This window comes from Mycobacterium sp. SMC-8 (assembly GCF_025263565.1).
Taxonomy (GTDB): domain Bacteria; phylum Actinomycetota; class Actinomycetes; order Mycobacteriales; family Mycobacteriaceae; genus Mycobacterium.
Window position 1 is genome coordinate 3,596,913 of record NZ_CP079865.1, and the last position, 14,432, is coordinate 3,611,344.

Annotated in this window: 12 protein-coding genes; 5 read left to right on the plus strand and 7 right to left on the minus strand. The window is 67.5% G+C overall.

Annotated elements, in window-relative coordinates:
- Positions 1-8: 8 nt before the first annotated feature.
- Complete coding sequence (locus tag KXD97_RS17370; RefSeq protein WP_260751277.1) at positions 9-623, minus strand: TetR/AcrR family transcriptional regulator; 615 nt, start codon at positions 621-623, stop codon at positions 9-11.
- 82 nt (positions 624-705) lie between these two features.
- Here KXD97_RS17370 and KXD97_RS17375 point away from each other — a divergent pair, with 82 nt between their 5' ends.
- Genes KXD97_RS17375 through KXD97_RS17385 form a run of 3 tightly spaced genes read left to right on the plus strand, consistent with a single transcriptional unit; the run spans position 706 to position 3,273 of the window.
- On the plus strand, positions 706-1,794 hold the full coding sequence (locus tag KXD97_RS17375) for an ecdysteroid 22-kinase family protein (RefSeq protein ID WP_260751278.1): 1,089 nt from the start codon (positions 706-708) through the stop codon (positions 1,792-1,794).
- Positions 1,791-2,165 carry a nuclear transport factor 2 family protein gene (locus KXD97_RS17380; RefSeq protein ID WP_260751280.1) on the plus strand — a complete coding sequence of 125 codons (375 nt, stop codon included), beginning with the start codon at positions 1,791-1,793 and terminating at the stop codon, positions 2,163-2,165. The genes KXD97_RS17375 and KXD97_RS17380 overlap by 4 nt, the downstream gene beginning before the upstream one ends.
- A 31-nt stretch (positions 2,166-2,196) precedes the next feature.
- Positions 2,197-3,273 (plus strand): TIGR03857 family LLM class F420-dependent oxidoreductase, encoded by a 1,077-nt coding sequence (locus tag KXD97_RS17385; RefSeq protein WP_260751281.1) that lies wholly within the window; start codon positions 2,197-2,199, stop codon positions 3,271-3,273.
- 55 nt (positions 3,274-3,328) lie between these two features.
- Here the strand turns inward: KXD97_RS17385 and KXD97_RS17390 are convergent, their stop codons facing one another.
- The gene (locus tag KXD97_RS17390; RefSeq protein ID WP_260751282.1) at positions 3,329-4,825 is read right to left on the minus strand and encodes an acyl-CoA carboxylase subunit beta; all 1,497 of its coding nucleotides are present in this window, start codon (positions 4,823-4,825) and stop codon (positions 3,329-3,331) included.
- 78 nt (positions 4,826-4,903) lie between these two features.
- On the opposite strand from KXD97_RS17390, the gene KXD97_RS17395 reads away from it, so the two are divergent.
- The gene (locus KXD97_RS17395; protein ID WP_260751283.1) at positions 4,904-5,935 is read left to right on the plus strand and encodes an LLM class F420-dependent oxidoreductase; all 1,032 of its coding nucleotides are present in this window, start codon (positions 4,904-4,906) and stop codon (positions 5,933-5,935) included.
- Positions 5,936-5,948: 13 nt separating this feature from the next.
- Positions 5,949-7,187 carry a cytochrome P450 gene (locus KXD97_RS17400; RefSeq protein ID WP_260751284.1) on the plus strand — a complete coding sequence of 413 codons (1,239 nt, stop codon included), beginning with the start codon at positions 5,949-5,951 and terminating at the stop codon, positions 7,185-7,187.
- 79 nt (positions 7,188-7,266) lie between these two features.
- Here the strand turns inward: KXD97_RS17400 and KXD97_RS17405 are convergent, their stop codons facing one another.
- From KXD97_RS17405 to KXD97_RS17425, 5 genes are all read right to left on the minus strand, one after another.
- On the minus strand, positions 7,267-8,574 hold the full coding sequence (locus tag KXD97_RS17405) for an amidohydrolase family protein (RefSeq protein ID WP_260751285.1): 1,308 nt from the start codon (positions 8,572-8,574) through the stop codon (positions 7,267-7,269).
- Between the two features lie 55 nt (positions 8,575-8,629).
- Positions 8,630-8,833 (minus strand): YbdD/YjiX family protein, encoded by a 204-nt coding sequence (locus tag KXD97_RS17410; RefSeq protein ID WP_260751286.1) that lies wholly within the window; start codon positions 8,831-8,833, stop codon positions 8,630-8,632.
- Positions 8,767-11,070: a carbon starvation CstA family protein gene (locus KXD97_RS17415; RefSeq protein WP_260751287.1), complete on the minus strand. Its 2,304-nt coding sequence runs from the start codon at positions 11,068-11,070 to the stop codon at positions 8,767-8,769. Before KXD97_RS17415 ends, KXD97_RS17410 begins: the two co-directional genes overlap by 67 nt.
- A 113-nt stretch (positions 11,071-11,183) precedes the next feature.
- Entirely contained in the window at positions 11,184-12,773 is a 1,590-nt protein-coding gene (locus tag KXD97_RS17420; RefSeq protein WP_260751288.1) for an ATP-dependent DNA ligase, read from the minus strand.
- Positions 12,774-12,858: 85 nt separating this feature from the next.
- Complete coding sequence (locus tag KXD97_RS17425; protein WP_260751289.1) at positions 12,859-14,376, minus strand: molybdopterin-dependent oxidoreductase; 1,518 nt, start codon at positions 14,374-14,376, stop codon at positions 12,859-12,861.
- Between the last annotated feature and the right edge of the window lie 56 nt (positions 14,377-14,432).

Consider the following 14,432-nt stretch of genomic DNA (forward strand, 5'->3'; position numbering starts at 1 on the left):
TGCCCGCGCTACCCGGCGCCGTAGGTGCTGACCAGTCGCCCTCGTACGTAAGCCAGTTCCTCGGCGACGTCGTACGGATAGGCCTGCATGATCCACTGATATGCGGTACCCAACACGGACGCGCCGAAATCGTTGACGGCTCTTGCGATATCGACGTCGGCCCGCACGGACCCGTCGGCGATCCCCTGACGCAGACCGGCCTGGACGGTGTTGGCTGCACGTTCGAGCCACATGCGGATGTACGGATGCGCCTGTGAGCTGGTCTTGGCGGCTTCGAAGGTCAGCACGAAGACTGCTCGGCACAGGTCCGGGTCCTCGGCGTGCAACAGCGCGATCCGGTCGACATGCGCCAGCGCCTGGGTCAGCCCGTCGGAACCGGGATCCGGCGCTGGGCTCAACTTCTTCTCGTACTCGGTGGCGAATAGGGTTTCCAGCAGCGCGTCCTTGCTGCCGTAGCGGGCGTGCACCATCGCCCTGCTATAGCCGGCGCGTAGCCCGATCTCCGCAGCTGTCGTTGCTTCCCAACCCTTTTCGCCGATCAATGCCACGGAGGCCTGTAGGAGTCTGCGAGCCGAGAGCTCAAGGCGCTGAGGTTGGGTCAACCCTGCGGCGGGAGAAGGCACCCTTGCATGTTAAACGCCGGACCCCTAACTTAGTTGCGCGGCGTCAAATAAGTGTGGGAGGTCAACGGTGACTTCGAGTGGCATGACCGACGCGCGGGAGACGGCGGCGGTGCCCCGCTCCATCGCCGAGATCACGCCACGGTGGCTGACCGAGGCGTTGCGTACCGATGCCGGACTGTCGGGTGCGAGCACGGTGACCGATGTCCGTGCCGAACGGATCGCCGAGGACTCGGGGTTCTCGTCTCTGCTCTACCGTCTGTACCTCACCGGCACCGGGGAGGTGCCCGCCAGCCTGATCGCCAAACTGCCCGCGGAGTCCGAGGCGCGTGGTGCGATGGAACTTCTCGACGGTTACCGGCGCGAACTCAGGTTCTACCGCGACGTGGCCGGGCGCGCCCCGATGGACACGCCGCGGGTCTACACCGCCCGGATTGCCCAGGATTCCGTCGATTTCGTGCTGCTGCTCGAAGATCTGCGGGACTGGGACAATGCCGACCATCTGGCGGGGCTGTCGGTCGACCGTGCGCGGTTGGCGGTCGCGACTCTGGCGGCGCTGCACGCGTGGTCAGCGGATCCGGTGAATGTCGGCGTCCTGCAGGACTTTCCGAGTCTGTCGACGCCGGTCGTCCGTGACCTGCTGGTGCCGGCGTTCGCGCCGGGATGGCAGGTATACCGCGACAAGTCCGGCGCCGCCGTGCCCCGCCGGGTGGCGCGCTTCGCCGACCGGTTCGCCGAGTCGGCCCCGCAGGCGCTGTCGGCGCTGACCGAGCACTCGATGCTGCTGCACGGCGACATCCGCGCCGACAACATGTTCTTCGACGGTGACCGTCTGAAGATCGTCGACTTCCAGTTCGCGTCGGTGGGCTGCGGCGCCGCGGACATCGGCTACCTGGTCAGTCAGGGTCTGCCGGTCGCGGCGCGCCGGGGACACGACGAGTCGCTGGTGCGGGAGTATCTCGGGGTGCTGCGGGACCGGGGCCTCACGTCCTACGGCTTCGACGACGCCTGGCGGCACTATCGATTCGCGGTGGCCTATGTGATGGTGCTCCCGGTCATCACCCTGATCGGCTGGGACACCCTGCCGGAGCGCTCCCGGGCACTGTGTCTGGAGCTGACTGCCCGCGCCGTCGCCGCGGTCGACGACATCGATGCCGTGGAGGTGTTCGCATGACGCGGTCGGCGCGTGACGTGGTCGAGCAGTGCAACTTCGTGGTCTGGAATCACCGCGACCTCGCGCTCGCCGAGGAGTTGATGGGCGACACGGTGGTCCGGCACGATGTCGGCGAGTCGACGACTCTGACCCACGAGCAGGCGGTGGCCCGCATCGTCGATCACTGGGATATGTTCGAGACCATCCGTTTCGACCTGAACCTGGTGGTCGCCGGCGACGACGGCGAACATGTGGCGATCGTGTACCAGTCACCGATGACGCTCAAGGACGGCACCGAATACACGATCAGCAGTATGGAGATCTTCCGCGTCGTCGAGGGCAGGATCACCGAGGTCTGGAATTGCGGTTACAAGCAAGGAGTTTGGGCATGACGTCGAAGCCTGGGAGCGGAGCGACATCGCAATGAGACAGTCGGAGGCAAGCAGCGACGCGCCGTCGGGAAACGACACTGTATCGGAGGAGCTCGGTTTCTACCTGCTGGCCGGAGCCGGCGGCGAGGGCCCCGCCACGCTGATGGACGAGGCCCGTCGCGGTGAGGAGCTGGGCTTCGGAACGGGATTCATTTCCGAGCGCTGGAACGTCAAAGAAGCCTCGTCATTGACCGGCGCGGCGCTGGCCGTCACCAGCCGCATGCAGATCGCCACCGCGGCCACCAACCACAACACGCGCCACCCGCTGATCACCGGTTCGTGGGCCACCACCATGCACCGGCTCTCCGGCGGGCGGTTCACCCTCGGCATCGGCCGCGGTATCGGCGCGATCTACAACGCTTTCGGGATACCGACGGTGACCACCGCGCAGATGGAGGACTTCGCGCAGGTGATGCGCAAGCTCTGGCGCGGCGAGCTGATCTTCAACCACGACGGGCCGCTCGGCAAATACCCGGTGCTGTTCCTGGATCCGGACTTCCGCGAGGACATCCGGCTGGCCATCGTCGCGTTCGGCCCGCAGACACTGGAGCTGGGCGGCCGCGAGTTCGACGACGTCATCCTGCATACCTACTTCACCCCGGAGACGCTGCAGCGCGCGGTCAAGACGGTCAAGGACGCCGCCGAACGGGCCGGCCGTGACCCGGCGTCGGTGCGGGTGTGGTCGTGCTTCGCGACGGTCGGGGATCACCTGCCCGAGGAACTGCGGTTGAAGAAAACCGTGGCCCGGCTGGCCACCTACCTGCAGGGGTACGGCGACCTGCTGGTCAACACCAACGGCTGGGATCCGGCTGTGCTGCAACGGTTCCGCGACGACAAGGTGGTGCAGTCCTTCGGGGGCGGCATCGACCACAAGGCCACCGCCGAGCAGATCGAGCACATCGCCACGCTGATCCCCGACGAGTGGCTGGAGCCCGCGGCCACCGGCTCGCCGCAGCAGTGCGCGGCCCGGGTCCGCAAGGAATTCGACTACGGCGCCGACGCGGTGATCATGCACGGTGCCACGCCCGACGAACTCGAGCCGGTGATCGCCGCCTACCGGAGCTCGTGAGGTCGGGGTGTCCGTCCTGCCTCAGTGCTGATGAACACGCCGACATCCCTGGCGGCTAGGGGGTGATCGCCGTGCGGGTCACCGGTTGCGCCGCGAGCTGCCGGCTGTAGAGCCCACGCTCGAGCGCGTCGAGCAGCACGTCGCGCGTCTCCTCGGGATGGATCAGGTCGTCGAAGCCGAGGTGCCCCGCCGACCGGAACGACGCGTCCACCTCGGCCTGGCGCAGTTTGGCCTCGATGTCCTCGGTGGCGTGCGACGCCCGGCTCAGGGCCGCTGCGCTCATCGCGCCCATCGTCGCGCCCGGGTACGCGAACGTCGCACTCTGATTGTCGAAGCCCAGCAGCGACATCACCATCGACCCGAAGCCGTACGCCTTCCGCAGAGTCACATGCAGTTTCAGCGTCGTCGCGGCCGTCTGCGCGGCGAACATGCGGGCCCCGCTGCGCAGCACCCCGGTCTTCTCCGACCGGCTGCCGGGCAGCATCCCCGGGTTGTCGGCCAGGAACACGATCGGTAGATGAAACGCGTCGGCGACCATGATGAAGTGCGCGGCCTTGTCGGCGGCGTCGGCGTCGATCGAGCCGGCCAGCACCTTGGGCTGGTTGGCCACCACCGCCACCGGGTGGCCCCCGAGGTGGGCCAGCGCGGTGATCATCGCCGGCCCGAACTTCGGCTGCACCTCGAACCAGGCGGTGTCGTCGAATACGACGTCGAGCACCGCGCGCATGTCGTACACCTGGCGGTTGCCACGCGGCACGATCTCCAGCAGCTCCGGGGTGGCCCGGCGGGCGGTCGACTCGCTCGCCGGCCGCGGCGCCGGATACGACCACGCACTCGACGGGAAGTAGGACAGATAGCGCCGGATGTCGTCGAGCACCGCGGCATCGTCCTGGCCGAGGTTGTGGATCACCCCGCTGGCCAGCGCCACCGACGGGCCGCCCAGGTCCTCCTTCGAGATCTCCTCGCCGGTGGACTCTTTCACCACCGGCGGGCCCGCGGTGAAGATCGCGCCCTGGTTGGTCATGATCGTCCAGTCGCACACCGGCGCGACCAGCGCGCCGTGCCCGGCCGACGGTCCGAACAGCCCGCTGACCGTCGGCACCCTGCCAGAGCACTGTGCCTGTGCCAGCAGGTCGGTGGGCGTGCGCCCGTAATGCTCGCCGCTGGGCCGGAACCCTGCGCCCTCCAGCAGCATCACCATCGGAACGCGATCTCGCAGCGCCAGTTCGGCCAGACGGTACCGCTTCGCGTTGCCGCCGGGTCCGATGCTGCCGGCCAACGTGGTGAAGTCCTCCGCACCGACCAGCACCGGTCTGCCGTCGATCAGACCGGAGCCGGTGACGATGCCGTCGGCGGCGATGTCACCGCCGACCAGGGTGCCGAACTCGCGGAAGGAGCCCTTGTCCAGCAGATGGTCGAGGCGCCCGCGCGCGTCGAGCTTGCCCTTGCCGTGGTGCCTGGCGAGGCGCTCGTCGCCGCCCATGGCCCTGGACACCTCACGCCGGCGCGTGAGCTCGTCGAGGGTGTCCTTCCAATCCTCGGCACTGGCCATGCGCATACTCCTGTCCTCGGCCGGCACGCGACTTCCGGCGTTGACCTTACTGAATTGCTTACTGTAGCTTCATTCAGCATGGGTGCTGGAGGCGGCCTGAAGGTGGACGCTGCCGTCGTCAGTCAACTGTCCCAGGTTCCCGCCGCGGCGAGAACGCTGGAACGGCGGGGCTACGACGGTTGCTGGACGGCCGAGATCAATCATGATCCGTTCCTGCCGCTGACGTTGGCCGCCGAACACACGCACAGCATCGAGCTGGGCACCAGCATCGCGGTGGCGTTCGCGCGCAACCCCATGACGGTGGCCCAGATCGGTTGGGATCTGCAGGACTACTCGCAGGGGCGGTTCATCCTCGGCCTGGGGTCGCAGATCAAGCCGCACATCGAGAAGCGGTTCAGCATGCCGTGGAGCAGGCCCGTCGCGCGGATGCAGGAGTTCGTGCTCGCCCTGCGCGCGATCTGGGCGTGCTGGCGTGATGGCTCCCGGCTGGCCTTCGACGGCGAGTTCTACACCCATAAGTTGATGACGCCGATGTTCGTCCCGCCCGGCCAGCCGCACGGCGATCCGTTGGTCTTCGTCGCCGCCGTGGGAGACCGGATGACCGAGATGTGCGGCGAGGTCGCCGACGGTCTACTCGCGCACGCGTTCTCGACGCAGCGCTACCTCCGGGAGGTCACGGTCCCGACGTTGACGCGGGGGATCGAACGGGCCGGCCGTAAGCGCGCGGACATCGAGGTGGCCAGCCCGTTGTTCGTCGTCACCGGCCACGACGAACAGCAGCTGGCCACGGCCGCGGTGGCGACCCGCAAGCAGATCGCGTTCTACGCCTCCACGCCGGCCTACCGAAACGTGTTGGAGCTGCACGGCTGGGGCGATCTGCAGACCGAGATGCACCGGCTCTCGCGGCTGGGTGACTGGGACACGATGGGGTCGCTCGTCGACGACGCCATCCTCGAAGAATTCGCCGTCGTCGCGTTGGTCGATGACGTGGTGGACAAGATCCGGGCACGGTGCGACGGCCTGATCGACCGTGTGCTGGTGGGCTTTCCGCCGTCCATCGACGAGGCGACGGTGGTCGACCTGGTCACCGATTTGCGCGCCTGCGAATGATGAAGGAGATGTGATGAGCGTTCGTATCGCCGACGAGGCGGCCAAGGTGTTCGCCGATCCCAGCGCCTACGCCGACGAAGCGCGGTTGCACGCGGCGATGACCCGCCTGCGCGCCAGCGCGCCGGTGTCGTGGGTCGAGGTAGCCGGCTACAACCCGTTTTGGGCCATCACCAAGCACGCCGACATCATGGCCATCGAGCGCGACAACATCGTCTTCACGAACTCGCCCCGGCCCGTGCTGACGACCGCCGAAGGCGACGCCCAGCACGCATCCATGGGCATCAGCACCCTGATTCATCTCGACGATCCGCAGCATCGCAAGGTCAGGGCGATCGGCGCGGACTGGTTCCGGCCGAAAGCCATGCGCGCGCTGAAGGTTCGCGTGGACGAGCTGGCGAGGACCTTCGTCGACCAGATGTACGAGCGCGGCGGCGAATGCGATTTCGTGCAGGAGGTCGCGGTGAACTTCCCGCTGTATGTGATCATGTCCCTGCTGGGCATCCCGGAGTCGGATTTCGGCCGGATGCTGACCTACACGCAGGAACTGTTCGGCAACGACGACGCCGAACTTCAGCGTGGGGCCTCGATGGAGGAACGCGGGCTGGCGCTGTTCGACATGTTCAACTATTTCAACGAGATCACCGCGGCGCGTCGGGCTCACCCCACCGAGGATCTGGCCTCGGCGATCGCCAACGCCCGTATCGACGGTGAACCGCTGTCCGACATCGACACGGTCTCCTACTACCTGATCGTCGCCACCGCCGGCCACGACACCACCAGCGCCACGATCTCGGGCGGGTTGCAGGCGCTGATCGAGAACCCCGATCAGTTGCGGCGGCTGCAGCAGAACCCCGACCTGATGCCGCTGGCGACCGAAGAGATGATCCGGTGGGTGACCCCGGTCAAGGAATTCATGCGGACCGCCCAGCGGGATGCCGAGGTCCGCGGCGTGAAAATCGCGGCGGGGGAGTCGGTTCTGCTGTCATACCCGTCCGGGAACCGGGACGAGGATGTGTTGGCCGATCCGTTCACCTTCGACGTCGGCCGTGACCCCAACAAGCATGTCGCGTTCGGCTACGGCGTGCACTTCTGCCTGGGTGCCGCGCTGGCCCGCATGGAGATCAACAGCTTCTTCACCGAGCTGCTGCCGCGGCTGAAGTCGGTCGAGCTGGCCGGCAAGCCCGAGCACATCGCGACGATCTTCGTCGGAGGGCTCAAGCACCTGCCGATCCGGTACTCGCTGACGCGCTGATGTTCAACGACCCGCCGAAATCGCATTCCACGCGGCTATCGCGCGACTTTTCGCGCATGGAATGCGATTTCGGCGAAAGCTAGTCGCTGCCGGAATTCCCCCGGGCGGCTGCCCTGAGGGCATCGAAATGCCCTGCGCCGCCGCCTCGTTCACCCTCCTTATGGTGGGATAGGGCTTGGATGGAGACGTCGTGTCCTTCGGCGGCTTTGCGTAGGGCTCCGACGGTGGCCTGGTCTTTGGGGATGTGGCTGAACGCGTCCCAGTGATACCAGCGCATCGCGTTCTGGTAGGTCATCTTGTCGACCTCGTCGTCGGGCACGTTGTTGGCCTTGAGGACCTCGTCGAGCTGCTCGGGCGCGCCGGGCCACATCGAATCACTGTGCGGGTAGTCGGCCTCCCAGCAGATGTTGTCCACCCCGATCTGATGCCGGGTGGTGACACCGACGGGATCGGCGATGAAGCAGGTCAGGAAATGCTCGCGGAACACCTCGCTGGGCAGCTTGCCCTTGAAGTCCTGCCCGGTCCAGGTCGAATGCATCTCATAGGTCCGGTCCACCCGCTCCAGGAAATACGGGATCCACCCCGTCCCACCCTCGGACAACGCGATCTTCAGATCCGGATACTCCTTGATCGGCCGCGACCACAGCAGATCCGCCGCGGCTTGGACGATGTTCATCGGCTGCAACGTGATCATCACGTCCATCGGCGCATCCGGGGCGGTGATCGCCAACCGCCCCGAGGACCCGATATGCACATTGAGCACCGTGTCGGTATCGACCAACGCATCCCACATCGGCTTCCAATGCTCGAAATCATGGAAACTCGGATAGCCCATCGCCGCCGGATTCTCGGTGAACGTCAACGAATGCACCCCACGGGCGGCATTGCGGCGGATCTCAGCCGCACAGGCCTGCGGATCCCAGATCACCGGCAACGTCATCGGAATGAACCGCGCCGGATAGGCCCCGCACCATTCCTCGACATGCCAATCGTTGTAGGCCTGCACCAACGCCAGACTGAACTCCGCATCCTCGGTGGCGAACAACCGGCCCGCGAACCCCGGAAACGACGGAAAACACATCGACCCCAAAATCCCGCCGGCGTTCATGTCCTTGACCCGCTCATCAACCTGCCAACACCCGGGCCTGATCTCATCGAGCCCCTGCGGCTCCAGGCCGTACTCCTCTTTCGGCCGGCCCGCCACCGCATTGAGCGCCACGTTCGGGATCACCACATCCCGGAACTGCCAGGTATCACTGCCATCCGGGTTGTGCACCAACCGCGGCGCCTCATCCAAATACCTGCGCGGCAGATGATTCTTGAACATGTCCGGCGGCTCGACGATGTGATCATCCACGCTGATCAAAATCATGTCGTCTTTGTTCATCGTCGTGCCCGATCTGTGTGCGCTTACCGTATGGCCGACAGTTTAGCGTGGCGGGTCAACAGCAGCGAGCACCCGGGTCGGCGTCGGCGGCTGCGTGACGGCGCCGCCAGTACTCGCGTTCGGACAGCGGGGGCTCACCCGTGTGTCTGCGCGCGTGGTGATCCAGATAGCGCTGATAGTGGTTGTCGCCCATCAGGGTTTGGCAGTACCAGCCGATGCGGCCGACGGCTTGGCGTGCGGCCGCGGTAACGCGTCCCATTGCTTCTGCACCTCCTTCTCCGCCGAGGTCATGACCATGCCCGAAGGGGCGAACATGCGGGAAGGTAGCGGAGCGTCTTCACTGGTCGGCCCGCCGTGGCCGCGAATCGCTCTCAGCGCCACGATCAGTCCGGCGACGAACACGATCAGCACCAGTACGGCGAAGACGATCGACAGCGTGCCCTGGATGAACGTGTTGCGGATGACGGCGTCGAGCTGGCCGGCGTCCTTGGCGGCGCCGAAGCTGGTGGCCCCGCCGTCCCGCGCGTTGCGGTACTGGAAGTGCTGGGTCCAGTATCCGACCTTCGGGTCGCCGGAGAAGATCTTCTGCCACGACGCCGTCATCGTGACCACGAGGTCCCACAGCAACGGGATCCCCGGTATCCACGCCCATTTCAGCAGTCCGCGTTTGATCACCACGACGGTCACGACCGTCAACGCGATGGCCGCCAGCAGCTGGTTGGCGATGCCGAACAGCGGGAACAGCGTGTTGATGCCGCCCAGCGGGTCGGTGACCCCCATCAGCAGGATGCTGCCCCATGCGGCGACGACGATGATGCTGCAGATCCACGCGCCGACCCGCCAGCTGGGATTGCGCAGCTTCTTGAGCGGGCCGCCGAGGTTGCCCAGTCCGTCGGACAGCATGAACCTGGCCACGCGGGTGCCGGCGTCGACGGTGGTGAGGATGAACAGCGCCTCGAACATGATCGCGAAGTGGTACCAGAACGCCTTGAGGCTCGCGCCGCCGAACACCTGGTGCAACACCTCCGACATGCCGAACGCCAGGGTCGGGGCACCGCCGGTGCGCGACACGATGGACTCCTCGCCGACACTTCTGGCGGCGTCGCTGATCTCCTGCCCGGTGATCGGCGGCCCGGACAGCCCCAGCCCGTTGACGTAGTCGGCGGCGCTCTGGGCGGTGGCGCCCGTCGCGGCCGACGGCGCGTTCATCGCGAAATACAGGTGCTGGTTGAGGATCGCGGCGGTGATCAGCGCCATGATCGCCACGAACGACTCGGTGAGCATGCCGCCGTAGCCGATGAGCCGCATCTGGCTCTCCTTCTCCAGCAGCTTGGGCGTGGTGCCGGAGGAGATCAGCGCGTGGAAACCCGACAAGGCACCGCAAGCGATCGTGATGAACAGGAACGGGAACAGCGAACCGGCGAACACCGGGCCGGTTCCGCTGGTGGCGAACTGGGAGATCGCCGGCGCCTCCATCACCGGACGCGCCAGCAGAATGCCGACCGCCAGCAGCGCGATGGTGCCGACCTTCATGAACGTCGAGAGATAGTCGCGGGGCGCCAGCAGGAACCACACCGGCAGCACCGAGGCGGCCAGGCCGTAAATGATGATGCACCAGGACAGCGCCACCTTCGACAGCGTGAACCACTCGGCGCCCCAGCTCGTTTCGGCGACCCAACCGCCGGCGACCACCGCCAGCAGCAGCAACGCCACTCCGATCAGTGAGACCTCGGAGACCCGGCCCGGACGCAGGAACCTCAGATAGAGCCCCATGAAGATCGCGATGGGGATCGTCATCGCGATCGAGAAGACACCCCAGGGGCTTTCAGCCAGCGCGCCGACCACCACCAACGCCAGCACCGCGAGCAGGATGACCATGATGACCAGCACACCCACGATCGCGGCGGCGCCGCCGACGACCCCGAGCTCGTCGCGCGCCATCTGCCCCAGCGACCGTCCGCGCCGCCGCACCGAGATCGACATCACCAGGTAGTCCTGCACGCCGCCGGCGACGACCGCGCCGATGATGATCCAGATCGCGCCCGGCAGATAACCCATCTGGGTGGCCAGCACCGGTCCCACCAGCGGACCCGCCCCGGCGATCGCGGCGAAGTGGTGACCGTACAGCACCCGCCGGTCGGTCGGCATGTAGTCGGTGCCGTTCTCGAAAACCTCTGCGGGCGTGGCGTTGTCGTCGCGCGGTTGGACGATCTTCATCTCGATCAGCCGGGCGTAGAACCGGAAACCGATCACATAGGTGCAGATCGCGGCGATGACGAACCAGACCGCGTTGACTGTCTCGCCGCGGAAGAACGCGATGATCGCCCAGGCGGTGGCGCCGAGAAGCGCGACGACGGTGAAGATGATCTTGTGTTTGACGGTGATCGGCGACCTGTCGACGATCGCCACCGGTGGCAGGTCCTCGTCGGTGCGGATGTAGGTGATCTCCCCATCGGTCTCTTCGATGCGGTCCGATGCGGCGGTGGGTGTGGCCACGGTGTCTCCCGGTCTCTCCGTCGGCTCGACTGTGTTTCTGCCCTGGATCCATGCCTTGTCTCGATACTGGCACCGGACGGAGCGCACGTGTGCGGAAACCTCCTATTGCGATGTCAGCTTCCGCGTTCGTAGAACGCGCGCACCGTGTCGATGGTGTCAGCCTCCTCGGCGGTCTTGTCATCGCGGTAGCGCAACACCCGCGCGAAGCGCAGCGCCATCCCACCGGGGTAGCGCGAGGAGGTCTGGATTCCGTCGAACGCGATCTCGACGACCTGCTCGGGCCGGACCTTGACGACATGGCCGTCTGATGTCGCGGCCGGGGCCGCTCCTCGGTCTGATGTCGCGGCCGGGGCCGCTCCGGCGGCCAGCGCCAGGAATCTCTCCGTCTGCCACGCCAGCATCTCGTCAGTCATGCCCTTGAACGTCTTTCCCAGCATCACGAAGCCGCCGGTGGCCGGGTCCCGGGCGCCGAGATGGATGTTCGACAGCTTGCCGGTGCGCCGTCCCGATCCCCACTCCACGGCCAACACCACGAGGTCGAGGGTGTGGACGGGCTTGACCTTGAGCCAACCCGCGCCGCGGCGGCCGGCTTCGTACGGGGCTGTCGGCGATTTCGCCATCACGCCTTCATGGCCCGCTGCCAGCGTCGCGTCGAGAAAGGCCTGGGCGGCCGCCGGGTCCGAGGTCAGCAACCGGTCGACGCGCTGCTCCTGGGGCACCGTCGCGTCGAGTCGGGCGATGCGCGCTTCGGCGGGCAGATCGAGTAGGTCGAGGCCGTCGGCGTGCAGGAGGTCGAAGAAGAACACCGACAGTCTCTGGGCCGCCGCGCTCGCCGCGCCGCCGCGGCGCCCGAAGCGCGCGGCGGTGATCTGGAACCGGTGCGGGCGGCCGTCGGCCCGCAGCGCGATCGCCTCGGCGTCGGCGATCAGATCGGTGACCGGCAGCGCCAGCGTCGCGTCGACGATCTCGGGCAGCCGGGCTGTGACATCGTCGAGGCTGCGGGTGAAGATCGACACTGCGTCGCCGCGGCGGTGGATCTGCACCCGTGCCCCGTCGAGCTTGGTTTCGAACAGGGTAGGTCCTCCGAAGCGTTCGAGCGCGTCGGCGACGCCGGTGGCCGTCTGGGCCAGCATCGGCCCCACCGGCCGGCCGACCTGCAGGGTGAACCGGGCGAGCGCGGACTCGCCCTCGGTGATGGCCGCGGCGGCCACCGCGGGAAGGTCGCCGCCAAGCATCGCGGCGCGACGCACCGCGGCGGCCGGAATCCCGGCGGCTTTGCCGACCGCGTCGGTCATCACCCCGACCAGGGCGCCCTGTCGTAGCTCGCCGGTGAGCAGGCGGCGCAGGAAAGTCTGCTCGACGGCGGTGGCGGCGGCGAAGAGTCCGGCCAGGAGTTCGGCGCGGCGGGCCTGGGAACCCTTGCCGGACGTGGCTCCGATCTCGCCGAGGAGCGCGTCCACCTGGTGGACCGTCAGGGTGGGCACGTCGGCCGGGGCGGGCACCGACCGCACGGACGCCCATCCCACTCCGATCTGGCGTTGCGTCAACTCGCCGGACAGCCAGGACACGACGACGTCGACCTGCCGGGCATCGCCGCCCGCGCCGGCCGCCCCCAGCAGCTCGGAGATCCGGGCGATCTTGGCCAGCCGCGCCGTGGAAGCCGCGACGTCCGCAGAAGCGGTGGCGACGTCTACCAACAGCACGCCATGATCCTCTCAAGCTCGCCGAAATCGCATTCCACGCGGCCAGAACCGTGAAAGGACCGCGTGGAATGCGAGTTCGGCGAGCTCACCTCACGACGAAGGTGATCGAGTGCCAGCCTGTCGCCCCATCGGGGACCGGGTCGGCACGCTCGGAGGTCTGCGTGTAACCGGCGTTGTCGGTGGCACGGACCGTGATGCGGTGAAAGCCCGGCTCACGCGCGTCCCACGGGAAACTCCACAACCGCCAGGTGTCCCCGGAATAGGCCTCGCCGAGGGTGGCCGGTTGCCACTGGCCGTCATCGATCTGGACTTCGACGGCGCGCACCCCGCGGTTCTGGGCCCACGCGACGCCGCCGAACGTGACCGGACCGACGGGGACGTCCTGGCCGGCGCGGGGCACGTCGATCCGCGACGCGGTCTTGATGGGGCCGCGGGCCGACCATCCCAGCCGCGTCCAGTACGCCTGCGCGCGGTCGAATCGCGTCACCTCCAGATCGGTCACCCACTTGGTGGCCGAAACGTAGCCGTACAGCCCCGGCACCACCAGGCGCGCGGGGTAGCCGTGCTCGGTGGGCAACGGTTCACCGTTCATGCCGATGGCCAGCAGCGCATCGGCGCCGGTGAGCGCCTCGACAGGCGTGCCCGCCGTCCAGCCGTCCACCGACATCGACAGCACCATGTCGGCATCGGGCTGCACACCGGCCTCGGCGAGCAGGTCCCGGACGCGGTACCCCGTCCACACTGCATTCGAAATCAGATCGCCCCCAACAGGATTGGACACGCACGTCAACGTGACGACCTTCTCGACAACCTCGAAGCGCTCCAGATCGGGGAAGCGGAGCTCGATCTCGCGGTCCACCATGCCGTGAATCCGTAACCGCCAGTCCTGTCGGCTGAGCTGCGGGACGGTCAGCGCGGTGTCGATGCGGTAGAAGTCGGCGTTACGCGTGACGAACGACGGAAGCTCAACGCCCTTGGGCTGCACAGTGTCTGGGATGGGCGGCGCCGCCCTGCCGGGCTTCGGCAGCGTGAACGCCTCGCGGTCGCCGGACACCGACGACGTCCAGCGGCCGACGACCGCGCCGACGACACCGCTCGCCACCCCGGCACCCAGCAGGCCGAGGGTGACCAACGACAGCCGCCGGCCCTCGTCGGTGCCGGGCCCGTCCGCCGCGTCGCCGAACCGGCCCGACACCAGCAGCCGCAGCGCCGCGACACCGCATGCCGTGCCCACCAGGGTGGGCGCCACGTCGACCACCGTCGCGCCGGCGCGGGACAGCACCGCCGCGCAGCCGACCACGCCGGCCAGTACGATCACCGCGCTGCCCCACGGACGGCGCCTGGATTCGAGGACGCCCGCGACGGCGGCGAGTGCCGCGATCACGACGAGCACCATTACCGTCAGAGCCAGCTTGTCGGCGGTGCCGAAGGTGCTGATCGCCCAGTCCTTCACCGGTCCGGGGGTCCGATCGATCACCGCTGAACCGACGGCGGTGCGCACGTCGGACTGCGGCCCGAACGCGGCGGCCAGAAGTTGCGCGACCCCGACGCTGACCGCGGCGGCCGCGATGCCGGCCATGGCTCTGGCGCCGCGTGTGCTCATGCTGCCAAATTACCGTCGCGCAGAACCCGAGAGTCTTACCGAAGCATGTCATCCGC